The organism is Burkholderia sp. MSMB1588, assembly GCF_001546925.1.
GTDB classification, from domain to species: Bacteria; Pseudomonadota; Gammaproteobacteria; order Burkholderiales; family Burkholderiaceae; genus Burkholderia; species Burkholderia humptydooensis.
The window spans coordinates 724,650-750,635 of record NZ_CM003770.1 but is presented as its reverse complement, the minus strand read 5'-3'; the positions used below and the strand labels follow the sequence as shown (position 1 = coordinate 750,635).

Below are 25,986 nucleotides of genomic sequence, written 5' to 3'. Positions count from 1 at the left end.
CCGTCCCCTATTCCACCGGCCATTCGGCCAGGCTCCGTCCGCCAAGCCGGATCGCTCGCCACACCATCGCCAGGCATTCGCCACGACCGCGTCGCAACCGCGCCACGCTTCGCCGCCCGCCCCGAATTCGACAGCCGAACCGCGCGGCAACGGCCTTTAAAGATTGCTATACTCACGCCCAATTCCGGTTTCCCGCCGGTAATTTGTGCCTGTCTGCGCCGATCGTTCGCGCATCTCGCACGCATTTACCATCCCCAGCCGGGCATGGCTTCTTCAATCGCCCCGCGGGGGCGTCTTAGCGGAGCTCGTCTTGGCCGTTTCCAATCCCGTCGTGGACGATAACGAAACCGACGCCGCTGCCGTCACATCGGGCAGCTCTTTCTATCTCGCGATGCGCATCCTGCCCGCGGAGCAGCGCGACGCGATGTTCCAGGTCTACGCATTCTGCCGCGCGGTCGACGACATCGCCGACGAAGGCGGTCCGCGCGCCGAGCGCGCGGCGCAGCTCGACCGCTGGCGCGCCGACATCGACGACTGCTACGCGGGCAAGCCACGCGCGTCGCTCGTGCCGCTCGCGCGCGAGATCGGCAAGTTCGGCCTGCGTCGCGAAGACTTTCACGCGATGATCGACGGCATGGCGATGGACGCCGCCGAGGACATCTGCGCGCCCGACGAAGCGACGCTCGATCTGTACTGCGACCGCGTCGCCAGCTCGGCCGGCCGGCTATCGGTGAGGATTTTCGGGATGCCGGACGAGCCCGGCCGCGAGCTGTCGCATCACCTCGGCCGCGCGCTGCAACTGACGAACATCCTGCGCGACATCGACGACGACGCGACGATCAACCGCTGCTACCTGCCGCGCGAGCTGCTCGCGCGCGAAGGGATCGCGATCGCCGATCCGCAGACGATTGCGCGCGACCCGAAGCTGCCGCGCGTGTGCGCGACGCTCGTCGAGCGCGCGCAGCAACATTTTGCGCAGGCCGACGCGGTGATGGACGCGTCGCGGCGCGCGCAGGTTCGCGCGCCGCGCATCATGTCGGGCGCGTATCGCCTGATTCTCGAAGCCGCGGTCGCGCGCGGCTTCGCGCCGCCGCGCGCGCCGCTGCGCAAGCCGCGCGCGCGGATGCTGCTGCTCGTGGCGCGTTACGCGCTGTTCTGATTCGATGCGGGCGGCGCGCGCCGCATCGCCATTCGCCGTCGCGCGACACCCGCGCGGCGCATGCAACCCCCCCGGCACGCGCATGCGCGTGCCGATCCAGGTGCTCGCGGGCGCTTGGACGGCCGCAGGCCGGCCCGCGACGAACGGGCGCGCTCCGCCAGGCGAAACCGCCGGGCACGCGCCGGCAATAAGAGAGGGACCGATGAACGACATGACCGAAATGCACACGCTCGACGCCACCGCTGTGCCCGCCGCGCCGGCCGCCGCCGATGCGCCCGCCCCGTCCGCCGCGACGACCGGCCTCGACGCCGCCGTCGCGCGCGCGACCGATGCGCTGCTCGCCGCGCAGAACGCGGACGGCCACTGGGTCTACGAGCTCGAAGCCGATTCGACGATTCCCGCCGAATACGTGCTGCTCGTCCACTATCTCGGCGAGGAGCCGAACGCCGAGCTCGAGCAGAAGATCGCGCGCTATCTGCGCCGCATCCAGCAGCCGGACGGGGGCTGGCCGCTCTTCACCGACGGCGCGCCGAACATCAGCGCGAGCGTGAAGGCGTACTTCGCGCTGAAGGTGATCGGCGACGACGAGAACGCCGAGCACATGCAGCGTGCGCGCCGCGCGATCCATGCGATGGGCGGCGCGGAGATGTCGAACGTGTTCACGCGGATCCAGCTTGCGCTGTACGGCGTCGTGCCGTGGTACGCGGTGCCGATGATGCCGGTCGAGATCATGCTGCTGCCACAGTGGTTCCCGTTCCATTTGTCGAAGGTGTCGTACTGGGCGCGCACCGTGATCGTGCCGCTTCTCGTGCTGAACGCGAAGCGCCCGGTCGCGAAGAACCCGCGCGGCGTGCGCATCGACGAGCTGTTCAAGAGCGCGCCCGTCAACACCGGCCTGCTGCCGAAGCAGCCGCATCAGCATGCCGGCTGGTTTGCGTTCTTCCGCGCGGTGGACGGCGTGCTGCGTCTCGCCGACGGCCTCTTCCCGCGCTATACGCGCGAGCGCGCGATCCGCCAGGCGGCGGCGTTCGTCGACGAGCGCCTGAACGGCGAGGACGGCCTCGGCGCGATTTATCCGGCGATGGCGAACGCGGTGATGATGTACGCGGCGCTCGGCTACCCCGAGGATCATCCGAACCGCGCGATCGCGCGCCAGTCGATCGAGAAGCTGCTCGTCGTCGGCGAAGAGGAGGCGTATTGCCAGCCGTGCCTGTCGCCCGTCTGGGACACGTCGCTCGCCGCGCACGCGCTGCTCGAAACGGGCGACGAGCGCGCGCGCGAAGCGGCCGTGCGCGGCCTCGACTGGCTCGTGCCGCGGCAGATCCTCGACGTGCGCGGCGACTGGATCTCGCGCCGCCCGCACGTGCGGCCCGGCGGCTGGGCGTTCCAGTACGCGAATGCGCACTATCCGGACGTCGACGACACGGCGGTCGTCGTGATGGCGATGGACCGCGTCGCGAAGCACGATCAGACGGACGCGTACCGCGAGTCGATCGCGCGCGCGCGCGAGTGGGTCGTCGGCATGCAGAGCAGCGACGGCGGCTGGGGTGCGTTCGAGCCGGAGAATACGCAGTACTACCTGAACAACATCCCGTTCTCCGATCACGGCGCGCTGCTCGATCCGCCGACGGCCGACGTGTCGGGCCGCTGCCTGTCGATGCTCGCGCAGCTCGGCGAGACGAGCGCGTCGAGCGAGCCCGCGCGCCGCGCGCTCGACTACATGCTGAAGGAGCAGGAGCCGGACGGCAGTTGGTACGGCCGCTGGGGGATGAACTACATCTACGGCACGTGGACCGCGCTGTGCTCGCTGAACGCGGCCGGCCTCGGCCACGACGATCCGCGCGTGAAGCGCGCCGCGCAATGGCTGCTGTCGATCCAGAATCCCGACGGCGGCTGGGGCGAGGACGGCGACAGCTACAAGCTCGACTACCGCGGCTACGAGCGCGCGCCGAGCACGTCGTCGCAGACCGCGTGGGCGCTGCTTGGCCTGATGGCGGCGGGCGAGGTCGACAATCCGGCCGTCGCGCGCGGCATCGACCATCTGCTCGGCACGCAGCGCGAGCATGGCCTGTGGGACGAGACGCGCTTCACCGCGACGGGCTTCCCGCGCGTGTTCTATCTGCGCTATCACGGCTACCGCAAGTTCTTCCCGCTGTGGGCGCTCGCCCGCTATCGCAACCTGAAGCGCGCGGGTGCGGCGCGCGTGACGGTCGGGATGTAACGGCCGATGGCTGGTTTCGGTCGTTCGGCCGCACCCGTGATCGCCGTCGCCGGAATGGCGTTCGAAGCGCGGATCGCGCGCGGCGTGGGCGTCGAGGCCGTCTATGCGGCGCGCGCGGACCGGCTTGAGCGTGCGCTCGCCGAGGCGGCCGATGCGCACGGCTGCGCGGGCGTCGTCAGCTTCGGCACGGCGGGCGGGCTCGCGCCCGAACTCGCGCCGGGCGCATTGATCGTCGCCGATTCCGTCGACGGGCCGTTCGGCGTGCTCGATACCGATGCCGCGTGGAGCGCGCGCATCGTCGCCGCGCTCGCCGGCACGCCGGTCGCGTCGCGCACGCGTCGCGGCGCGGTCGCGGCGGTCGGCGCGCCCGTCGTCGACGCGCGCGAGAAGGACGCGCTGCACCGGTCGAAGGGCGCGCTCGCGGTCGACATGGAATCGCATATCGCTGGCGCGTTCGCGGCGGCGCGCGGCGTGCCGTTCGCGGTGTGCCGCGCGATCGTCGATCCGGCGTGGCGCACGCTGCCGAAGGCCGCGATGGCCGGCCTGCGTGAAGACGGCAGCACGGCGATCCTGCCGATCCTGCGCGAACTCGCGAAAGCGCCGTCGCAGCTCGGCGCGTTGCTGCAAGTCGCGGGCGACGCGCGCGCCGCCCGCGCGACGCTCGTGCAGGCGCGGCAGGCGTTCGAGCGCGCGGGGGCGTGGCGGATCGGTTGAGCACGGGGCGGCGGTCCGCGATCAGCATGGACTGATCCGTTGCGTCGTTGCGTCGTTGCGTCGTTTCGGCGCGCGTGCGACGCGGCCGCATTCCGCTGCGCAGCCGCCGTGCGAATCGGTTCGTCATTCGAAGCAATGCGCGCCCGTTCTTGCTCCGACCCCGCCAGAGATTCCGACATCCGCTCCACCATGACCGGCGCGCGCGGCCATTCCGCCCTCCTTCCCATCCTCCACCGACCCTAGGGTTTCTCGCGACACGAATTCCTGTTGCTTTCTTTTTTGGCGGCTTAGCATCCGTCATGACAACACATGTTGCATAGACTACGATAATGACATCGTATGTTTCGATGTCGCCGGTGTTCGTCGCCAATCCCCCGTCGGCTCGGGGCATCGCCATTCACTGCGGAGAAGAGAAATCATGGGACGCCGTTCGTTCATCAAGACAGTCGTCGCGGTCGCGCTCGTCGGCGCGAGCCTCGCGAGCGCGCATGCGAAGGAGCTCGTCGTCGGCACCGACACTTCGTTCATGCCGTTCGAATTCAAGCAGGGCGACAAGTACGTCGGCTTCGATCTCGACCTGTGGGCCGAGATCGCGAAGGACGCCGGCTGGACCTACAAGATCCAGCCGATGGATTTCGCCGGCCTGATTCCGGCGCTGCAGACGCAGAACATCGACGTCGCGCTGTCCGGGATGACGATCAAGGAGGAGCGCAGGAAGGCGATCGATTTCTCCGACCCGTACTACGACAGCGGCCTCGCCGCGATGGTGCAGGCGAACGACACGATGATCAGGTCGATCGACGATCTGAACGGCAAGGTGATTGCCGCGAAGACGGGCACCGCGACGATCGACTGGATCAAGGCGCACCTGAAGCCCAAGGAGATCCGCCAGTTCCCGAACATCGATCAGGCGTATCTCGCGCTGGAGGCGGGCCGTGTCGACGCCGCGATGCACGACACGCCGAACGTGCTGTTCTTCGTGAACAACGAGGGCAAGGGGCGCGTGAAGGTGGCGGGCGCGCCGGTGAGTGGCGACAAGTACGGCATCGGCTTCCCGAAGGGCAGCCCGCTCGTCGCGAAGGTCAATGCGGAGCTCGCGAAGATGAAGGCCGACGGCCGCTACGCGAAGATCTACAAGAAATGGTTCGGCTCCGAGCCGCCGAAGTCTTGAGCGACGCATCAGGGCGACGCGGCGCGCGGCGCCGCGTCGATCGGAACGTTATCGGGAGCTGAATGTGCAATTCGATTGGTCAGCGATATGGGCTGCGCTGCCGGACCTGATGGACGGTGTGCGGCTCACGGTTTTCATCGCATTCTTCGGGCTGGCGGGCGGTTTTCTCGTCGGCATGATCGCGGGCATGTTTCGCGCGTACGGCCCCGTCGTGCTGAACGTGCTCGCGCAGGTGTACATCGAGCTGATTCGCGGCACGCCCATCGTCGTGCAGGTGATGTTTCTCTATTTCGCGCTGCCGCTGCTCGCGCACATCCGCATCGACGGCCTGACGGCCGCGATCGTCGCGATCACGCTGAACTCGGGTGCGTATCTTGCCGAAGTCGTGCGCGGCGCACTGCTTTCCATTCCTAAAGGATTGACCGAAGCCGGACTCGCGATGGGGCTGTCGATGCCGCGCGTGCTCGTGAAGATCGTCGGGCCGCTCGCGTTCCGGCGGCTCATTCCGCCGCTCGGCAATCAATGCATCGTCAGCCTGAAGGACACGTCGCTGTTCATCGTGATCGGCGTCGGCGAGCTGACGCGCAAGGGCCAGGAGATCATCGCCGGCAATTTCCAGGCGGTCGAGATCTGGACCGCGGTCGCCGCGATCTATCTCGTGCTCACCGGCGTGATGACGCTCACGCTTCGCTTCGTCGAGAAAAGGATGCGCATCCTATGAGCATGGTCGAATTCCGCAACGTGTCGAAGAGCTTCGGCCACGTGCCGGTGCTGAAGGACATCAACCTGCGCATCGACGCGGGCGAGGTGGTGGTCGTGGTCGGCCCGTCGGGCTCGGGCAAGTCGACAATGCTCCGTTGCATCAACGCCCTCGAGAAGATCACGGGCGGCGATCTGCTCGTAGACGGGCAGAGCGTGAAGGGCAAGGCCGCGGTGATCCACAACATCCGGCTCGAAGCGGGCATGGTGTTCCAGCAGTTCAATCTGTTTCCGCAGATGACCGCGCTCGAGAACGTGATGTTCGGGCCGATCCAGGTGCGCGGCGCGTCGCGCGCGCAGGCGCGCGATCAGGCGATGGCGCTGCTCGCGAAAGTCGGCCTCGAGGCGCGCGCGAACCACTATCCGTCCGAGCTGTCGGGCGGCCAGCAGCAGCGCGTCGCGATCGCGCGCGCGCTTGCGATCAAGCCGAAGCTGATGCTGTTCGACGAGCCGACGTCGGCGCTCGATCCCGAGCTGCGCCACGAGGTGCTGAAGGTGATGCGCGATCTCGCGAACGAAGGGATGACGATGATCGTCGTCACGCACGAGATCGGCTTCGCGAAGCAGGTCGGCACGCGCCTGCTGTTCATGGATCAGGGCGGCATTGCCGAGGACGGCGATCCGAAGGCGCTGATCGATCAGCCGCCGACGCCGCGCCTGAAGGATTTTCTCAAACATGTTTCGTGATCAGGACAACCGATGAAGTTTCTTACGCCCGTCGTCGTGACGGGTTCGCCGCATGACATCGGCCGGCAGCTCGGCGAGCTCGCCCGGCCGGCAATGGATGCGTACTTCGCGCAGAGCGGCGCGTGGCGCGCGGTCGCGCGCTGGCGCGGCCATCCGTTCGTCGCCGCGCTGCGCCGCGCGGCCGAGGCGGCGTTTCCGGCGCTCGTCGCCGAGCTCGACGGGATTGCCGCCGGCCTCGGCTGGCATGCGCAGGACGTGTTCGTCTGGAACTGCCGCGGCGAGCTGATCCACAATGCGCCCGACGGCTGCACGACGCTCGCGGTGCGCACGCCGCGCGAGCGGACGATCGCGCACAACGAAGACGGCGATCCGCATCTGCGCGGCAAGTGCATGCTCGTCGACGTGCGGCCCGACGGCAAGCCGGGCTTCGTCAGCTTCTACTATCCGGGCTCGCTGCCGGGCCATACGTTCGCGGCGAATCGCGCGGGGCTCGTGCAGACGATCAACAACGTGCGCGTTCGACGGCCAGCGGCGGGCGTGCCGCGGATGATCCTCGCGCGTGCGGTGCTCGACGCCGCATCGCTCGACGATGCGCTGCGCGTGCTGCGCGGCGCGCCGCGCGCGAGCGGTTTCCATCACACGCTCGGCTGCGCGGGCGATGCGCGCGTCGTCAGCGTCGAGGCGAGCGTCATGCGCACGTCGGTGCTCGACGTCGACGGCGTGTACGGCCATGCGAACCATCTGATCCATCCGGGTTGCGACGCCGAGGCGCAGATCGTCACCGCGTCGTCAGCCGATCGGCAAGCGCGGCTCGCGCAACTGCTGCCGCCGCTCGGCGGCGCGGCCGACGCGGCCGCGCTGTGGCGCGTGCTCGCCGATCGCGCGGGCGACGGCCTGCCGATCTATCGCGATGATCCGCACGATCCGGACGACGAGAACACGCTTGCGACCGCGTTGTTCTCGATCGGCGACGACGGCGTCGCGTTCGAGGTGCGCGAGCAGGGCTCGGTGCGATTTCAGCAATTCGTGCCGCGGGACGCGCAGCGTCCGTCGGCGCATCGACAGGAACAAGGACACGCATGACCACCGTATTTCACCGCGCGCCGCGCGCGAATCTGCCGGTTGCGGTCGCGGGCGACGGCATCGAGATCGTCGATTCGACCGGCAAGCGCTATATCGACGCATGCGGCGGCGCCGCCGTGTCGTGCCTCGGGCACAGCAATCAGCGCGTGATCGACGCGATCAAGCGGCAGGCGCAGCAACTGCCGTACGCGCACACGTCGTTCTTCACGACGCAGCCGGCGGAGGCGCTCGCGGACCGGCTCGTCGCGGCTGCGCCCGCCGGGCTCGAGCACGTGTATTTCGTATCAGGCGGGTCGGAAGCGATCGAGGCCGCGTTGAAGCTCGCGCGCCAGTTCTTCGTCGAAAAGGGCGAGCCCGCGCGCCGGCATTTCATCGCGCGCCGGCAGAGCTATCACGGCAACACGCTCGGCGCGCTCGCGATCGGCGGCAACGCGTGGCGGCGCGAACCGTTCCTGCCGCTTCTGATCGAAGCGCATCACGTGAGCCCGTGCTACGCGTATCGCGAGCAGCGTGCGGACGAAACCGAGGAGGCGTTCGCGCAGCGCCTGGCCGACGAGCTCGAAAGCAGGATTCTCGAACTTGGGCCGGACACGGTTGCGGCGTTCGTCGCGGAAACCGTCGTCGGCGCGACGGCGGGCGCGGTGCCGCCCGTGCGCGACTATTTCCGCAAGATCCGCGCGGTGTGCGACAAGTACGGCGTGCTGCTGATCCTCGACGAGATCATGTCGGGGATGGGCCGCACCGGCTATCTGTTCGCGTGCGAAGAGGACGGCGTCGCGCCCGACATCCTGACGATCGCGAAAGGGCTCGGCGCGGGCTATCAGCCGATCGGCGCGACGCTCGTGAGCGACGCGATCTACCGGACGATCGTCGACGGCTCGGGCTTCTTTCAGCATGGCCACACGTACATCGGCCACGCGAGCGCGTGTGCGGCCGCGCTCGAAGTGCAGCGCGTGATCGCCGAGGACCGGCTGCTCGACAACGTGAAGGCGCGCGGCGAGCAGTTGCGCGCGTTGCTGCGCGCGCGCTCGGCCGATCATCCGCACATTGGCGACGTGCGCGGCCGCGGGCTCTTCGTCGGCGTCGAGCTCGTGCGCGAGCGCGGCACGAAAGCGCCGTTCGATCCGAAGCTGAAGCTGAATGCGATCGTCAAGCGCGAGGCGATGCAGCGCGGGCTGATGGTGTATCCGATGGGCGGCACCGTCGACGGCCATCTCGGCGATCATATCCTGCTCGCGCCGCCGTTCATCTGCACCGCGCCGCAGATCGACACGATCGTCGGGCGGCTCGGCGACGCGATCGATGCGGCGCTCGCTTCGATCGGCGCGGCGGCGCGTTGATGCGCGCCCGCTCGCGCATCCTTGCCATCGGTGATCGACATGACGAAAACGAAGATGAGGCTTCCTGAATTCAATCGCGACACCGCGACCGGCGAGCAGAACGCCGTGCTCGACGAGATCCTGAGCGGGCCGCGCGGCAACCTGAACGGGCCGTTTCTCGGCTGGATCGCGAGCCCCGAGCTCGCACGGCATGCGCAGCGGCTCGGCGCGTTCTGCCGGTATCGGACGGGGCTGCCGCTGCGGCTGTCGGAGCTCGCGATCCTCGTGACGGCGGCGCGCTGGCGCTCGCAGGCGGAATGGCACATCCACCACCCGATCGCGCTCGATGCGGGCGTGCCCGCCGCCGTCGCCGAAGCGATCCGGGCCGGCGCGGCCCCAACGTTCGACGATGCCGACGACGCGCTGATCTTCCGCTTTTCGACCGAGCTGTACGAGACGAAGCGCGTGTCGGATGCGACGTACGACGCGGCGGTCGCGCGGTTCGGGCATCAGGTGGTCGTGAATCTCGTCGCGCTGCTCGGCTATTACGCGCTCGTCGCGATGACGCTGAACGTGTTCGACATGCGCGCCGATGGGCAGGCGGCGTTGCCGTTCGCGGAGTGACGGGAGGAACGACGAAGCCGCGTCGAGGCGGGCAATGCGCGCGCCCGACCCGGACGAGACAACGGCGGCCGTTGCGGAAGCGAAACGGCCACCGTTGTCGGTAGGCGGGGCGGGTGTCAGTTCGTCGACGACGGAGAATTCGCCGCCGGCGCGGAAGCTGGCACGACCGGCGCGGCTGGTTCAACCGGCGCAACCGGCGCAACCGGCGAAGGCGCAGCCGCCGATGCGGGGGCGGGCGCCGCGGCGGATGCCGCCGCCGGCGCCGCGGCCGCGCCGCTCGCGCCGGCGTCGCCCGGCGGCATGCCGCCCGCGCCCTCGCCCGGGTCCTCGTATTGCGGCAAGCCGCCCGGCGCGCTGCCGCCCTTGCCGCCCGCCGGCTCGCCGCCGGGTTCGTTGTAGTTCGGCAGCGATTCCTCCTCGCCGCCGCCGTGATACGTGAGCGCGCGGCGCTGCTGCACGTACGCGTCGCGCACGAACGAGTATTTGTCGAGCGCCGCCTGTTGCAGCAGATCGGTCGCGCCGAGCAGATCCGAGCGCGCGCTGATGAACTGCGCGATGTACATCGGATTGCGTGCGGCAGGCTCGATGTAGTTCAGCAGATTGAAGCGGACGTCGACCGCGCGGCCGACGCCGTCGCGAAACGAGCTCGGCCCGAAGACCGGCAGCACCAGATACGGGCCGGACGGCACGCCCCAGCGCGCGAGCGTGAGGCCGAAGTCCTGGTGATGCTTCGGCAGCCCGGCGAGCGACGCGACGTCGATCAGCCCGGCGACGCCGAACACCGAGTTCATCGCCACGCGCATCACGTCCTGCGTCGCATCGGTGATCCGGAGCTGCAGCAGGTTGTTCGCGATGTTGCCGAGGTCGCCGAGGTTCGAGAAGAAATTGCTGATTGCCGTGCGCAGCGGCGTCGGCGTCACTTTTTGATAGCCCTTCGCGATCGGCACGGCGATCGCCGTGTCGACCGTGTCGTTGAACTTGAAAACGGCGCGGTTCATCGGCTCGAGCGGGTCGCCCGGGTGCCGGTTGGGGCCGGTCGCGCAGCCGCTCGCAAGCAGGCAGACGGCGAGCGCCGACGCGGTGGTTCGCATCTTATTCATCGATTCCTTGCGATTGATTCGTCACGCGCTTCGTGCGCGGCTTGCCCATCAGCACGGGCTGGAACACGACGGCGCCGATCAGCGTGCACGACAGCGCGAGCGCGAGCAGCCGCCCCATGCTCGCCGTGCCCGGATGATGCGACAGCCACAGGCTGCCGAACGCGGTGGCCGTCGTCGCGGCGCTGAACAGCACCGCGTGCGTGAGGCTCGACTGCAGCAGGCCCGTCTGGCCCGCGCGCCACGCCATCACGAAATACACCTTGAACGCGACGCCGACGCCGAGCATCAGCGGCAGCGCGATGATGTTCGCGAAATTGAGCGGCATCCCGAGCAGCACGCACAGCTCGAGCGTCACGACGCCCGACACGAGGAGCGGCACGAGCGTGCGCAGCACGTCGCCGAAGCGGCGCAGCGTGATCCATAGCAGCACCGTGATCGACACGACGGACAGCGCGGCCGCCTGCAGGAACGCGCGGATGATCGTATCCGCCGAATGCAGGATCGAGATCGGGCCGCCGATCGCGCCGGGCTCGGCCGCCTTCACGGCCTTCGCGAAACGGCGCAGCGTCGCGTCGTCGCCCGGATCGACGCCCTTCGGCACCTTCGGCGAGATCTGCACGAGCGCGCGGCCGTCCGGCGCGATCCAGTCGCGCACGATCTGCGGCGGCAGGTTCTCGCGCGTGATCTCCGAGGGCTGCAGCAGCATCGCGAGCTGGTTCAGCGCGATCTTCAGCGGCGCGGAGAACGCGTGCTCCGCGCGGTCGCGCGTCGCCGCATCGGCGGCGGCGAGCTTCGCGAGCGATTCCGACAGGTGCTTCGCGGCCGCCGCGCCTGGGCCCGGGTAGTCTTCGGACGCGTATTCGAGCAGGTTCGATGCGCGCTTGAGCGCCGCGACGCGCTGCGCGTCGGGCACGGGCGCCGCGGCCGGTTGCGTGAGCGCGGGCAGCAGCTCGCGCGCGGCCGTGGCGATCGTCGCGAGCTTTTGCGGCTGCGCGTCGGGGATGAACGTCGACAGCGTCGTCGTGCGGCCGACCTCGGGCAGCGCGTCGAGGCGCTTCGCGGCGGCGTTCGCGGCCGCGAGCGACGGCGCGAGCAGCGACACGTCGTTGACCGACGCCTCAGGCGAATCCTTCAGCGCGAGCAGCGTCGCCATCGATTCGCTATGCGGGTCCTTCAGATGCAGCGGATTGAAATCGAAATGCAGATGCGCGAGGAGCGGCAGCGCGCCGATCACGATGGCGAGCGTGCCGATCAGGATCGGCTTGCGATGATGGTCGAGATAGTCGTCGACGGGCGCGAGGCGGGGAAAGCCGGGCGCCTTGCGCTCGCCGGGCGGCGCGAGCAGCCTGAGCAGCGCGGGCAGCAGCGTGAGCGTGGTGAAGAGCGCGACGAACATCCCGACGCCCGCGATCAGGCCGAGCTCGGACACGCCGCGGTACGCGGTCGGCAGGAACGAGAAGAAGCTCGCGGCGACGGCCGCCGTGGCGAGCGTGAGCGGCATGCCCATCGCATGCGCGGCGCCGATGAGCGCGTGCTCGAGATTCGGATCGCGGTGCCGCTCCTCGCGATACTTGACGCCGTACTGGATCGCGAAATCGACGCCGAGGCCGACGAACAGCACCATGAACGCGACCGAGATCATGTTCAGCGAGCCGACCATCATCAGCCCAAGCGCGGCCGTGACGACGAGGCCGGCGAACAGCGTGACGAACACCGACGCGATCATCCGCTTCGAGCGCAGCGCGATCCACAGGATCGCGAGCACGATCGCGAGCGTCGCGATGCCGTTGACGGCCGCGCCGTCCTGGACCGATGCGAACTCCTCGTCGGCGAGCGGCTGCTCGCCCGTCAGCCGCACGGCCGCGCCGAAGCGCTCGTCGAGCCTGAGCGCCTGCGCGGTCGCGCGGATCGTGCGCGACGCCTGCTCGCCCGCCTTCAGCACGCCGTAGTTGACGACGGGCTGCACGGTCACGAACGCGCGCGCGGGCTCGCGGGCCGCGTCGGCATCGACGAGCGCGCGCCACGAGAACGCGGCCCGCTTGCCGGCGAGCACGTCGTCGACGGTCGCCGCGCTGCGCGACAGCAGCTTCGCCATTCCCGAGAGCTTGACCTGGCCCGATTGCAGCGGCACGCCGAGCGTCGTCGACAGCGTCGTCGCGAGGCCCGCGATGCTCGGGTCCTTCGCGAGCACGTTGACGAGCGGCCGCGCGCCCGCGAGCTGCGCGGTCGTCGTCGCGACGTCCTGCTCGGGCAGGAACAGCAGCCCGTCGTGCTCGAAGAGCGGGCCGCCCGCAGGCTCCGATACCTGGCCGATGCGGCCCGCTTCGGCTTCGCGGCGCAGCCCTTCGGCGAGCGCGTCGGCGGCGGCGGCGGCGAATTCGGGCGCGGGCGCTTCGACGACGGCGAGGATCGTCTGGCTGCGCTGCGGGAACGCGTCGTCGATCGCATGGCCGAGCGCGGCCCATTCCGGGTCGTTCTCGACGAGCTTGCTGATGTCGGTGTTGATCTTGAAATGGTGTGCGACGTAGACGCTGCTGAGCGCGGCGGCGGCGAGCGACAGCACGACGACCCAGATAGGGCGCCGCACCGACCAGGCGACGAGTCGGACGAGGACGGAAGTCAGCATGAGGCGGCGGGTTGGGGGCTGCGGAAAGGCAAAGTGTCCAAGTATACCGGCGCGCGGGTTTCAGAGTCGGCTGGGTTCCGGCGCGGGGGAATCCCCGCCGGATTGTTGTGAAATAGGGCGGGAATGCGAGGGCTGGGATGCGTGCGAAAAAACGGGGAGTGATGTGTCGCCGCGGGGAAGGCGACGGGTGCGTTGCGGCCCGCGATCCGCGCCGATTCGTTCATGACGGCCGCCAATCCGGAGCGCCGCGCGCGAATATCGATTTTCAGTCGGTTAATTCAAGATATTTAACAAATATTGTCGCGACTTTGACTTTGGTTCGAGCAGGCGCAGCGCGATGTCATGTGCATTCGACGCATAAATGCGCACAGAAGATGTGTAGTTTGGCGAACATAGGTGTGTAAGCGTATATGTTACTTTACGCCAATTCGTTAATGGATTTAAGGATTGCATATCGCCGCCGCGATGCGTAATCGAATAAATATTCACCAGGAGGCTGGGGAGACGCTCGACCGATCGACATCGGGCCGTTCGGCATTGGTGGTGGGCAAAGGCAATCTCATGGCGCAAGTGGCATTTCTGTTTCCCGGGCAAGGCGCGTTCTATGCGGGCGCGACGCGGGCATTGAGCGGCGCGTATCCCGTGGTGCGGCAGGCCATGCAGGCGATCGACGCCGTCTCGGTGCGGCGGTTGCGCCGCCCGCTGCTCGCGACCATGTGGGACGGGCACATCGGCGTCGAGGATCTGCTGCGGCACGCGCCGGATCTGCTGCAGCTCGCGATCTATGCGACGTCCGTCTCATGCTTCGAGGCGCTGCGCGTGCACGGCGCGCGGCCCGACGTGCTCGTCGGCCACAGCTTCGGCGAGATCGCCGCGCTCACGTGCGCCGGCGCGTTCTCGATCGACGAAGGCGCCGACATCGTTTGCGACCGGATCGACGCATTGCGTGAAGCCGCGCCCGCCGATGGCCGGATGGCGGCCGTGTCCGCGTCGCCCGACGCGGTGCGCGCGCATCTCGCCGCGTGCTTTCGCGGCGTGCCCGACGGCCGCGCGGGGCGCGTGCGGACCGCGGTCGAAAATCACGCGTCGCAGACCGTCGTGTCCGGCGCGCGCGAATACGTCGACGAATTCTGCGCCTATTGCGCTCGAAACAATATCTCCGCGCAAATATTGAATTCGCCTTACGCATTTCATCATGACGATCTGGAAAATGCGCGAATCGAATTTGGGCGACGTCTGAAAGCCTATAAAAACAAAGCGCTTGAATATCCGGTTTATTCACCGATATTGAATCGCCATTACGCGGCGGCCGACGATCTCGGCGCGTGTCTCGCGCGCCATCTCGTGCTGCCGGTCCGGTTCGGAGATGGGGTCGCAAGACTGAAAGCCGCCGGCGTCGGCGCGTTCGTCGAGTGCGGGGCGCTGAACGCGCTCAGCAGGATCTCGGTGCGCGCGCTGGGGCCCGGCGCCGCCAAGACCTTTCCGGGCGCGTCGAGCGCGGAAGGCGAACTCGCCGGCCTGGAGAACGTTCTCGCATATTTCAATGGGGGTAGTGTCATGAACGACGACATTCGCGCAAGCAATCTGCAACTCGATTTCGACGAGTTCTGGCGCAACAGCGGTCCTGGAATCGTCGACAAGATCAAGGGCGAGCTCAAGCGGTTCTTCGACGCGCGCGGGCTGCAAGCGACGCCCGCGCCGCAAATCGTGACCGATCGCGGCGTGGCGGCCGGGTTCGCGCCCGCGGCCGCGACGGGCGTCCCGCCGGCTGCGGCACCCGTTGCGCCGGTCGCGCAAGCAGCGGCCGTGCCGGTTGCGGCCGCCGCATCCGCGCGGGTGCCGCGCGATCGGCTCTTCGCCGAGCTCGTCGCGATCTACGCGGAGGCGATGGAATACCCGGTCGAGGTGTTCACCGAGACGGTCGAGCTCGAAGCGGAGCTCGGCATCGATTCGGTCAAGCAGACGGAAATCATCCAGCGGATCAGCGCGCGCTACGGGTTGCCGCCGCTGCCGGCGAATTTCCGCGCCGGCGATTTCAAGGCGATGGGCCAGATCGTCGATTTCGTCTACGAGCATCAAGGCGAGGCGGCGCTCGTCACGAGCTGAAGCGCCGCGCACGCACCGCGCGCCACGAGAATAACGAGAGGAGAGGGCCGGATCAGACGGAGAGTCTCTTCCGAATGTTTGGTAATCCTGACCACTGCGATTTATGTCGAATTCCTATCTGTTGGGGAAACGGGTTCTGGTGACGGGCGGGGCAAAGAACGTCGGCAGGGCGATCTGCCGCCGCTTTGCCGAAGAGGGCGCGCACGTCATCGTGAATTTCTTTCATTCGCTCGACGCGTCGAAAGAGACCGCGGCCGAGCTGCGCGCGCTCGGCGCGACGGTCGACGTCGTGCGCGCGTCGGTCGCGCAGCCGGCGCAGGTCGAGCGGATGTTCGACGAAATCGAAGCGAAGTACGGCAAGCTCGACATTCTCGTGAACAACGCGGCGTCGGGCGCGCTGCTGAGCGTCGACGACATCGAGGCCGCGCACTTCGACCGCGCGCTCGACACCAATCTGAAGGGCGCGTTCTGGTGCGCGCGCCGCGCGGCGCGGCTGATGGCGCGCGCGGGCGGCGGCGCGATCGTCAACGTGTCGTCGGTGGGCGCGACGCTCGTGCCGGCGAACTATCTCGTCGTCGGCACCGCGAAGGCCGCGCTCGAATCGCTGACGCGCTATCTGGCCGTCGAGTACGCGAGCCTCGGCATTCGTGTGAACGGCGCGTCGTCGACGCTGATCGATGGCGACGTGGCTGCGCAGTTTCCCGATCCCGAGAACACGAAGCGCTCGAGCATCGCGGCGACGCCGCTCGGCCGCCTCGCGACCGCCGAGGATCTCGCGGACGTCGTGCTGTTTCTCGCGTCCGACGCGGCGCGCTGGATCACCGGGCAGGTGATCGTCGCGGACGGCGGGCTGTCGCTGTGCAGCGAGGCGCTGTCGCCGCGGCGCGAGTGGCGCGACGCGGCGCAGGCGGCGCATGCGGTTTCTTCGTCGGTGCCGGCGGATTCGGCCACGGCTTCAGCATCGGCTCCGGCGGCGGCCTCGGCGGCGGAATTCGCGTGCGCGTCGCCTTCCGTCCCAATCGACGCGTCTCGCGCGGCAACCGCGCCCGACGACGATACCGACGAAATCGCCGTCGTCGGCATGGGCGTCGCACTGCCCGGCGCGAGCGACCCGGAGGCGTTCTGGCAGGCGTTGCTGAACGGCCCCGAGCTGTTCGGCAACGTGCCGCCCGATCGTTGGGATTACCGATCGTTCCATTCGACCGATCCGTCGGCGGAAGACAAGAGCTATCAGTCGCGCTCGGTGTTCATCGAGCATTTCGAGCCCGAAGCGCGGCTGCGCGCCGAGATTGAAGCGGCCGCCGCGCCCGGCGAGCTGACGACGCTGTGGCTGCGCCATTCGCTGCGCCAGGCGCTCGACGGCGTGCGCGTGCGCGCGGGCGACCGCGCGTCGTTCGTCGTCGGCTATACGGCGGACGGCAGCCAGCATCTGGAAGAAGGGATGGTGCTCGCGGCGATGCGCGCGCGGCTGCGCGAAACGCTCGACGAGGCCGGCGCGCCGCCCGACGAGCGCGAGCGCCGCATCGCGCAGATCGACGCGGTGCTGCGCGCGCGCTATGCGCGCGGCACGGGCGAGCTGTCCGAATATTTCCCGCATCGCGTCGGCCTGAACGCGATGCGCGGCGTGCTGCCCGACGACGCCGAATACATGATGGTCGACACCGCGTGCTCGTCGTCGCTCTATTCGGTCGACCTCGGCATCAAGAGCCTGCTCGCCGGCAAGCACGACGTCGTCGCGTGCGGCGGCGCGTTCGCGCTCGCGCCGCGCGGCTCGGTGCTGTTCTCGAAGCTGCACGGGCTGTCGAAGAGCGGCGAAGTGCGGCCGCTCGACAAGGCGTGCGACGGCGTGCTGTTCGCCGACGGCGCGGGCGTCGTGATCCTGAAGCGCCTGAAGCGCGCGCTCGCCGACGGCGACCGCGTGCTCGGCGTGCTGAAGGCGTTCGGCTCGTCGTCGGACGGCAGGGGCAAGGCGATCTACGCGCCGAATTCGGCGGGCCAGAGCATCGCGATCGAGCGCGCGTACCGGCAGACCGGCGTGCGCAAGGAAGCGGTCGACTGGGTGGTCGCGCACGCGACGGGCACGCCCGCGGGCGACCTCGCCGAGTTCCAGAGCCTGCGCGACGGGCTCAAGCACGACCGCCCGGTGTACGTGACGTCGAACAAGTCGCTCGTCGGCCATACCGGCTGGGCGGCGGGCGTCGTCTCGCTGATCCAGGTGCTGCTCGCGCTCGAGCACGGCCGCATCCCGCCGCAGCATCGGTTCGCCGAGCCGCCGCGGGAATTCGACATCGAGTCGAGCGGCTTCACGATTCCGACGCAGGCGGTCGACTGGCCGCGCAAGGCCGATGCGGCGCGCGTCGCGGCGGTGTCGGGCTTCGGCTTCGGCGGCACGAACGGCCATCTGATCGTCGGCGAGTATCGGCCGGACCTGAGCGCGTCGCAGCCTGCCGCGCGCGTGAGCCGCGAGCCGCTCGCGATCGTCGGCTGGTCCGCGAAATTCCCGGGGCTCGACGGCCGCGACGCGATCGCCGCGTGGCTGAACGGCGCGGGCGGGGCGCCCGGCGCGAGCTTCGGCCCCGCGTATCCGCTGCCGAGCTTCGACCGTGTGCGGATGCCGCCCGCGGTGCTGCGCGCGCTCGACCGCTGCCAGTTGATGGCGCTCGACGCCGCGCACGACATGCGCGAGCAGTTGCGCGACTACTGGAGCGCGCATGCGAACTCGATCGGCGTGGTGATGGGCCACATGGGGCCGACGCGCAACGCCGCGCTGTATGCGAGCCGCTGCTATGTCGACGACATCGCGGCCGCGGTGCGCGCGAGCTTCGACGACGCATCGCGCGCGCCGCTCGACGATGCGCTCGCGCGCGTCGCCGAAAAGACGAGGCGCCTCGTGCCGCCGACGACCGAGAATTCGTTCCCCGGCATGATGCCGAACGTGATTCCGGCGCGCGTCGCGAACTACCACGATCTGCACGGGATGAACATGACGGTCGACGCCGGGCATGCGTCGACGCTCGCCGCGTTCGAGGTGGCATCGCGCTTCCTGAGAAGCGGCGAGCTCGACATGGTGATCGTCGGCGGCATCAACGGCAACTCGGCCGACGAAGTGCAGCCGGCATTCGATCGGCCGCTCGGCGAAGGGATCGTGCTGTTCGCGGTGACGACGAAGGCGCAGGCCGACGCGGCCGGGCTGCCGGCGCTCGCGTGGATCGAGAGCGATCGGGCGTTCGCGCACGCCGCCGCGGCAACGCCGCTCGTGTTGCGTGATGCGCGCGGCCGCGAGCTCACGTATGCGGGCGCCGACAGCGCGCTTGCGGTGCTGCGTGCGCTCGTCGGCGGCGCGGCCGCGGCGTCGGTCGCGCTCGGCAATGCGCGCGACCGGATGCGTTTCGGCTTGCGTATCGATCGCCATGCGCCGCCGTCGCCGCTTGCCGGCGGCAACGGCGGCGCGCGCTCGCATGACGCGTCCGGCGCGCGCGGCGCTTCGGTGCCGTCTTCGGTGCCGTCCTCGGCGGCTCCCGTTTCTTCTCACCTTGGCGCAATGTCGTCGACGCCTGCGGCGGCGGTGGATGCCGCCGCCGCCGCGTCGCCCGACAAGCGCGTGCCGATTCCCGCGACGCTGAAAGCGACCGACGTTGCCGCCGATGGCGAGCCGCTCGGCGTCGCCCGCTATCGGATCGATCTGCAGGAGACGCCGTGGCATGCGGGCGCGGGTGCGATCGCGTACCTACCCGCGGGCAGCGTCGTCGTGACCGATGCGCCCGAGCTGCTCGACGGCATCGGCATGCTGCCCGCCGACCTGCTCGTGCTGTCGACGCGCGCGACGGCGTTCTCGCGCGCGCGGCTCGTCGTCGTCGACGCGCTCGGCGAAACCGCGCTGCAAGGGCTGATTCCGTCGGGCACGCGCCACGTGCGGCTGCTGACGTCGCTGCAAACGAGCGCGCTCGCGCCGGATCGCCTGTCGGCGCCGTCGTCCGGGCGGCTGAAGCTGCACGACCTCGCATTCCTCGCGCTCAAGCAGTGCTATGACGGTGTCGCGCAGCAGGGCTCGTTCATCGCGCTGCTGCTCGACGCGGTGAAGGACGACGTGCTGCATCCCGATGCGGGGATGTTCACGGGCCTCGTGAAGGCGCTCGCGATCGAGTTGCCGCATGCGCGCTCGCTCGCGGTGCTGACGGACGATGCGGACATCCGGCACGGCGTCGCGCGGGCCGAGCGCGAGAGCGGCGCGCAGCATCTGCTGCCCGTCGTCGCGCTGTGCGGCGGGCGGCGCCTCACGCCGCGCGTGACGCGCGACGCGGGCGAGCTGCCCGCCGACGGCTTCGCGCGGCTCGGGCCCGATTCGGTCGTCGTCGCGTTCGGCGGTGCGCGCGGGATCACCGCGGAACTGATGAAGGCGGTTGCCGAGCATTTCCAGCCGACGATCCATCTGATCGGCAGCAGCGCGCTCGACGCCTACGGCCCCGACGTGTTCGCCGGCAGCGACGAAGCGTTCGCGCGCCGCCGCCCCGATTACATCCGCGAGCAGAAGGCGCTCAATCCGGGCCTGCCGCTGCCCGCGATCATCAAGGCGTTCGATCGCCAGGTCGAGGCCCGCGCCGCGCGCCGCAACATCGACGTGATGAAGTCGTACTGCGGCCCGAACAAGGTGTTCTACCTGTGCGCCGACGTGCTCGACGCGGACAGCGTGCGCGCGGCGGTCGAGCGGATTGCCGCGGCCGGCCAGCCGATCGATCTGGTCGTCAACGCGGCGGGCCTGAACCGCTCCGCGTCGGTCAACGTGAAATCGTTCGACGATTTCGTCGCGGTGCGCGACATCAAGATTCGCGGCTACTGGAACGTGCGCGACGCGTTCGGCGCCGCGCAGCCGCGCGCGTGGTGCAACTTCGGCTCGTTCATCGGCCTGACGGGCCAGGCGGGCGAGACCGACTACGCATCGGGCAACGATTTCCTCAACACGCAGGCCGCGTACCATCGCGCGGCGCTCGCGCGCGACGAGTTCACGATCGGCTGGACGCTGTGGCGCTCGGTCGGGCTCGGTGCGAATCCCGTCACGCGCGCGTTCCTCGAGAAGAGCGGGCTCTTCACGAGCATGCGGACCAACGAGGGCATCCATCACTTCCTGCGCGAGATCAACCTGACCGAGCGCGCGGCGAGCTCCGTGCATCTGGGCGATGCCGAGCGGCGCGCGATCGAGGCGCATCTGCCGACGTTCTTCGACGCGCCGGCGTCCGCGCTGCAAGCGCGAACGGAGCAGTCCGCGCAGCCGCCGTCGCCCCCGGCACCGCCGCGCGAGCGCATCGCGCCGCTGCCGAGCCACGACTTCTATCTCGGCCGCGAAGTGCGCCGCACGAGCGACAGCGTGACGTTCGAGCGCATCTTCGATCTGCGCACCGACGCGTACCTGCAGCACCACGTCGTGAATCGTTTCGCGACGCTGCCCGGCACGTTCGTGCCCGAGCTCGCGGCCGAAGCGGCTATGAAGCTGCTGCCGGGGCTGCGCGTCGTCGGCTTCCGCGACGCCGCGTTCCGCCACTTCCTGCGCGTGTACGACGCGCAGCGGCCGAGCACGAAGCGCATCCACGCGCAGGTCGTCGGCCGCGACGGCGAAGCGGCGGTCGTGCAGGTGCGGATCACGGGCGACGTGCTCGCGCCGAACGGGCAGGTGCTCGTCCAGGACAAGCTGCACTTCGAGATCAAGGCGCTCGTCGCGCCGCGCCATCCGAACGGGCCCGTCTGGCCGATGCGGCCGGACGAGCCGCGCACGCCGGTTGCCGATCCGTACCACTTCGAATCGGCGCCCGTGCGGCTGACGGGCATGTTCGTGTCGACGGCGGACACGGGCGTTACCGCAACGGGCAAGGCCGCGCGCTACCAGTTGAACGTCGGCGCCGACGACCCCGTGTTCTCGCGTTTCGTCGTCCCGAGCATCATGCTCGACGGCCTCGCGCGCGTCGCGGTGCTGAACTACGTCGCGAACGACTACATTCCGCTCGCCGCGCCGGTGTCGATCGGCCGGATCGATCTGTACGAAGGCGGCAACGACTGCGAGCTTGCGCGCCGCTACGACCGGATCGATCTGTACGCGACGCCCCGCGCGTTCGCGCTCGAAGGCGCGCACGGCGGCAACCGCTTCGCGGCGGTGCGCCCCGACGGCCGGATGCTGATGGAGATGAGCGACGTGTCGGGCGTCGTGATCGGCTACGTGCACCGCACGACGCTCGCATATGCGACGAAGGCCGAGGTCGACGCGCTCGCCGCGCGCCTCGCAACCGAGCGGGAGACGGCATGAGCAAGTACCGCCAGGCGCCGGGGCCGCGCGGCAGCCTCGTGATGGGCAACCTCGCCGCGTACAAGCGCAATCCGATCACGATGCTGCTGCGGCTGCACCAGCAATACGGCGACGTCGCGCGCAACCGGCTCGGCCCGTTCGTCACGCACGCGCTCGCGCATCCGGATCACATCCAGTACGTGCTGCAGGAGAATCACCGCAACTACGTGCGCGGGCGCTTCTACGACAACTTCAAGATGTTCTTCGGCGACGGCCTGCTCACGACCGACGGCGAATTCTGGCGGCGTCACCGCCGCGCGGTGCAGCCGCTCTTTCACAAGAAGCAGGTCGATGCGCACACGGCCGCGGTCGGCGACGCGGCGCTCGCGCTCGCGCATCGCTGGAGCGCGCTGCCGCCCGGCAAGGCGGTCGACGTCGTCGAAGAGATGATGCACCTGAGCCTCCGGATGCTCGGGCTGATGGTGTTCAACACCGACGTGTCGTCGCACGCGGAGGCGGTCGGCCCGGCGGTGCGCTTCGGGATCGAAGCGATGATGCCGCAGGGCGACATGAACGACTTCATCCCGCGCTGGGCGCCGACGCGCTTCAACCGCCGGATCGCGCACGCGCGCCGCGCGATCGATGCGATCATCGCGAAGATCATCGCCGATCACCGCGAGGCGCGCTGCGAGCCGAGCGACGTGATCTCGCTGCTCCTGAACGCGCGCGATCCGGACACCGGCGCGCCGATGACGCAGCAGGAAGTGCACGACGAAGTGATGACCGTGTTCCTCGCAGGCCACGAGACGACGGGCGCGGGCCTCGCGTGGGCGCTGTACGCGCTCGCGCAGCATCCGGCCGTGCTGCGCCAGTTGCGCGACGAGCTCGACGCGCGCCTCGGCGGCCGCGCGCCCACCGTGCAGGACTTCGAACAATTGCCGTACCTGTCGCAGGTCGTCGACGAGGTGCTGCGCGTCTATCCGCCGATCTGGGGCTTCACGCGCGATCTCGTCGAAGACGACGAGATCGGCGGCTACCGGATTCCCGCGCGCTCGTCGGTCTTCATGTCGCCTTACGTCACGCATCGCCATCCGGCGTTCTGGCGCAATCCGGACGCGTTCGATCCCGAGAACTTCGCGAGCGATGCGCCGGCGCGCCATCGCTTCGTCTACTTCCCGTTCGGCGGCGGGATGCGCAAGTGCATCGGCTTCCAGACCGCGCTCCTGCAGATGCGCGTGCTCGTCGCGGTGGTCGCGCAGCACTTCGATCTGAACGCGCTGCCCGGCCACCCGATCGAGCTCGGCGCGACGATCTCGCTGCGGCCGGTGCACGGCATCCGTCTGATCGTGAAGCCGCGCGAGCGGCAGCAGAGCCATCTCGCGCGCGTGCGCGAGCACGAGTCCGCGCGCGCGCTGCGGCCGCTCGGCGATACGGTTGCGGCGGCTGGCGCCGCGTGTCCGATGGCGGCGGCGCGCGGGCTCGGCGCGCGCGCCGCCGGCGCCGCGCAGGAGGCGCTCGCGCTCGACGCCGCGCATGGAGGCGGCGCGGCTGTCGCCGCCGCGCGCGAGGCCGCCCGGCAGCACGAACCGGGCGACGCCGCGACACTGTCGCTCGCGACTTCGCCCGCCACGGCGCTGCCCGCCGCCGGCACCGACACCGACGCGAGCGCCCACAGCGTGCCCGCGTGGCGCTTCACGTGGCGGCCCGTGCCCGTCGATCCGGTGCCCGACGAGCCTTCGCCCGCGTTGAGCGGCAGGCGCATCGCGCTCGTCAACGGGCGCGGCGGCACGGTCGAGCGCGTCGCGGCGGCGCTTGCGCGAACGTGCGCGAAGGTGTCGGTGTTCGCGCCCGCCGCGAACGCCGACCACGCGGAAGCGGCGCGGGTTTTCGTCAACGAAGCGGGGCCGCTCGACGGCATCGTCGATCTCGGGCTCGAAGCGCCGTTCGCGCTCGACGACGCGAGCGCGTGGGAAGCGCCGATGCGTCGCACGGTCGAGCTGCTGAAGGCGTGCTACGGCGACTGGGCGGCGGAGGACGACACGTCGCGGCTCTTCTATGTCGCGCTCACATGGATGGACGGGCAGATGGGCTATGGCGCCGACGCCGGCGCGCAGCCGCTCGGCGGCCTGTGGGCGGGGCTCGCGAAGACGCTGCCGCAGGAGCTGCCGAACTGCAACGTGCGCGTGCTCGACATCGCGCCCGACGAGACGGGCCGCGTCGACCGGCTCGTCGTCAACGAGCTGTATCGCTGGGGCCTGTTCGAGGTCGGCTATCGCAACGGCGTGCGCTACACGCTGCACGCGAAGCGCAACGAACTGCCGCCGCTCGCCGTCGACGCGCGCTCGGCGCTCGGGCCGGGCGACGCCGTGCTGTTCTCGGGCGGCGCGCGCGGGATCGGCCTGTTGTGTGCGCGCGCGCTCGCCGAGCGCCACGGCTGCACGGTGATCGTCACCGGGCGCGAGACGCCGCCCGACGGCGGCGAGCCGTGGATGACGCTCGACGAAGAAGGCTTCAAGCGCTACGGCCTCGAACAGTTGCGTGCGGCGACGCCCGAGCATCCGCCGAAGGCGATCCGCGCGTCGCTGCAGCGGCTCAAGCGCCGGCGCGAGCTGAAGACGGCGCTCGACGAGATGGCCGCGCTCGGCCTGCCGGTCCATTACCGGGTGTGCGACGTGACCGACCGCGCGGCCGTGCGCGCGCTGTGCGACGAGCTCGGCGATTCGCTGCGGATCGTGATCCACAACGCGGGCGTCGACGAGCCGGTACGCCTGATCCGGAAGCGCGCCGACGATTTCGCGCGCACGGTCCGCACGAAGGTGCTGGGCTTCGCGAATCTGTGCGATGCGGTGCGCACGCGGCCGCGGCTCGCGCAGTTCTGCAACGTCGGCTCGCTGACGGGCCGCTGGGGCGGGATGACGGGCGAGACCGACTACGCGGCCGCGAACGAAGCGCTCGCGCGCCTCGGCCTCTGGGCCGCGCAGCACGCGCTCTCTCCCGCATGCGGCGTGAAGACGCTCGTGTGGCCGACGTGGGAAGGCGTCGGGATGATCACGAACTTCGCGGTCACGCAGCGCTACGTGAGCCCGATGAACGTCGACGAGGGCGTGCGGCACTGGCTGCGCGAACTGGCTTCGCCGGGCAGCGGCGAGGTGATGTTCATGGGGGCGGTCGGCCGCGCGCCGACGCCCGTGCAGATCAAGGGCTTCCAGCCGATCCGCGAGCTGCCGAACATCGGCGAGCTCGTCACGCGCCGGCATCACGTCGGCGAGCCGGTGCGCTTTCGGCCGTTCAAGCGCTTCGAGGGGCGCTATGCGATCGATCCGGCCGTCACGCCGTACGCGCATGCGTTCCGCTTCAACGGGCGCGCGGTGGTGCCCGCGTCGCTCGTGCTCGAGCACGCGTGCGCGGTCGGCGACTGGGTGATGCCGCCGACGGGCGAGCCGCGCGAGCTGAGCGAGATGGCGAACGTCGTGCTGCGGCTCGACGCGCTGCCGGCGGTGCCGGCGGGCGGCGCGGGCGTGGAGATCGGCAGCGAGGCGGCCGGCTACATGATCGGCGACGTCTGGTGCGTCGACGTGCGGTGCAGCGACGCGCGCACGCGGGCCGAGCTGCTCAGCATGACGCTCGTCTACCGGCCGCAGCCGGAGCAGATCGGCGCCGCGTACGCACGGGCGCCCGGCGCGACGCCCGAGCCGGCGCCGCTCACGAGCGCGCCGCATGCCGCATGGAGCGGCGAGCTGCTGCCGGCGGGCGACTGGAGCGTGCCGGACGACGCGTCGGCCGGCATCGTGCGGATCGGCCGCGTGCCGCCCGCCGCGGTGCTGAGCCTGTGGACGCTGCCGTTGCCGCTCGAGCTGCGCCTGCCCGTCAATCACGTCGAGCACGTGCTGCGCGTGCTGCTCGCCGAATGGGGCGCCGCGCAGACCGACGCGCCGGCCGTGTGGCGGATCGGCGGCGCGAAGCTCGCGCGCCTGCCGGCGGCGTCGGCCGATGGCGTCGTCGAGTACGCGACCGGCCGCTTCGCGGTGCTCGACGCGCGCGGCTACGTGCTGCTGCGTATCGACGACACGCGCGTCGACGGCGACGCCGCGCAAGCGATGCAGACCGAAACGGGCGCGCTCGCCGGTCCGCTGACGGCATGACGTG

14 protein-coding genes are annotated in these 25,986 nt (G+C 69.7%); 12 read left to right on the top strand and 2 right to left on the bottom strand.

Annotated elements, in window-relative coordinates; translation table 11 throughout:
• Window positions 1-310: 310 nt before the first annotated feature.
• The 9 genes from hpnD to WS92_RS03065 all read left to right on the top strand — a co-directional run bounded on the left by hpnD (window position 311) and on the right by WS92_RS03065 (window position 9,737).
• On the top strand, window positions 311-1,159 hold the full coding sequence (hpnD, locus tag WS92_RS03105) for a presqualene diphosphate synthase HpnD (RefSeq protein ID WP_006028343.1): 849 nt from the start codon (window positions 311-313) through the stop codon (window positions 1,157-1,159).
• Window positions 1,160-1,361: 202 nt separating this feature from the next.
• Window positions 1,362-3,380, top strand: a complete 2,019-nt coding sequence (gene shc, locus WS92_RS03100; protein ID WP_059934545.1) for a squalene--hopene cyclase — start codon at window positions 1,362-1,364, stop codon at window positions 3,378-3,380.
• A gap of 6 nt (window positions 3,381-3,386) precedes the next feature.
• Window positions 3,387-4,094, top strand: coding sequence for a phosphorylase (locus tag WS92_RS03095; protein WP_015603417.1), 708 nt, complete (start codon window positions 3,387-3,389; stop codon window positions 4,092-4,094).
• A 418-nt stretch (window positions 4,095-4,512) separates the two neighbouring features.
• Window positions 4,513-5,265, top strand: coding sequence for a glutamine ABC transporter substrate-binding protein GlnH (gene glnH / locus WS92_RS03090; RefSeq protein WP_006028340.1), 753 nt, complete (start codon window positions 4,513-4,515; stop codon window positions 5,263-5,265).
• Window positions 5,266-5,329: 64 nt separating this feature from the next.
• Window positions 5,330-5,986 (top strand): glutamine ABC transporter permease GlnP, encoded by a 657-nt coding sequence (gene glnP / locus WS92_RS03085; protein ID WP_015603682.1) that lies wholly within the window; start codon window positions 5,330-5,332, stop codon window positions 5,984-5,986.
• A complete protein-coding gene (glnQ, locus tag WS92_RS03080) occupies window positions 5,983-6,711 on the top strand; it encodes a glutamine ABC transporter ATP-binding protein GlnQ (RefSeq protein ID WP_006028338.1) in 729 nt (242 codons plus the stop codon). The genes glnP and glnQ overlap by 4 nt, the downstream gene beginning before the upstream one ends.
• Window positions 6,712-6,723: 12 nt before the next feature.
• Entirely contained in the window at window positions 6,724-7,794 is a 1,071-nt protein-coding gene (locus tag WS92_RS03075; protein WP_059934523.1) for a C45 family autoproteolytic acyltransferase/hydrolase, read from the top strand.
• Window positions 7,791-9,134, top strand: a complete 1,344-nt coding sequence (locus tag WS92_RS03070) for an aspartate aminotransferase family protein (RefSeq protein ID WP_006028336.1) — start codon at window positions 7,791-7,793, stop codon at window positions 9,132-9,134. The genes WS92_RS03075 and WS92_RS03070 overlap by 4 nt, the downstream gene beginning before the upstream one ends.
• 39 nt (window positions 9,135-9,173) lie before the next feature.
• The gene (locus WS92_RS03065) at window positions 9,174-9,737 is read left to right on the top strand and encodes a carboxymuconolactone decarboxylase family protein (protein WP_059934522.1); all 564 of its coding nucleotides are present in this window, start codon (window positions 9,174-9,176) and stop codon (window positions 9,735-9,737) included.
• Between the two features lie 116 nt (window positions 9,738-9,853).
• Here the strand turns inward: WS92_RS03065 and WS92_RS03060 are convergent, their stop codons facing one another.
• Both WS92_RS03060 and WS92_RS03055 read right to left on the bottom strand, forming a co-directional pair.
• Window positions 9,854-10,828 carry an MlaA family lipoprotein gene (locus WS92_RS03060; protein WP_059934521.1) on the bottom strand — a complete coding sequence of 325 codons (975 nt, stop codon included), beginning with the start codon at window positions 10,826-10,828 and terminating at the stop codon, window positions 9,854-9,856.
• A 1-nt stretch (window position 10,829) separates the two neighbouring features.
• The gene (locus WS92_RS03055) at window positions 10,830-13,463 is read right to left on the bottom strand and encodes a hopanoid transporter HpnN (RefSeq protein WP_059934520.1); all 2,634 of its coding nucleotides are present in this window, start codon (window positions 13,461-13,463) and stop codon (window positions 10,830-10,832) included.
• Between the two features lie 537 nt (window positions 13,464-14,000).
• Between WS92_RS03055 and WS92_RS03050 the strand changes: the two genes are divergently transcribed.
• The 3 genes from WS92_RS03050 to WS92_RS03040 all read left to right on the top strand — a co-directional run bounded on the left by WS92_RS03050 (window position 14,001) and on the right by WS92_RS03040 (window position 25,982).
• Window positions 14,001-15,569 (top strand): acyltransferase domain-containing protein, encoded by a 1,569-nt coding sequence (locus WS92_RS03050; protein ID WP_171845181.1) that lies wholly within the window; start codon window positions 14,001-14,003, stop codon window positions 15,567-15,569.
• A 103-nt stretch (window positions 15,570-15,672) separates the two neighbouring features.
• Window positions 15,673-21,861 (top strand): SDR family oxidoreductase, encoded by a 6,189-nt coding sequence (locus tag WS92_RS03045; RefSeq protein ID WP_059934519.1) that lies wholly within the window; start codon window positions 15,673-15,675, stop codon window positions 21,859-21,861.
• The gene (locus tag WS92_RS03040; RefSeq protein ID WP_059934518.1) at window positions 21,858-25,982 is read left to right on the top strand and encodes a cytochrome P450; all 4,125 of its coding nucleotides are present in this window, start codon (window positions 21,858-21,860) and stop codon (window positions 25,980-25,982) included. The genes WS92_RS03045 and WS92_RS03040 overlap by 4 nt, the downstream gene beginning before the upstream one ends.
• Window positions 25,983-25,986: the final 4 nt, after the last annotated feature.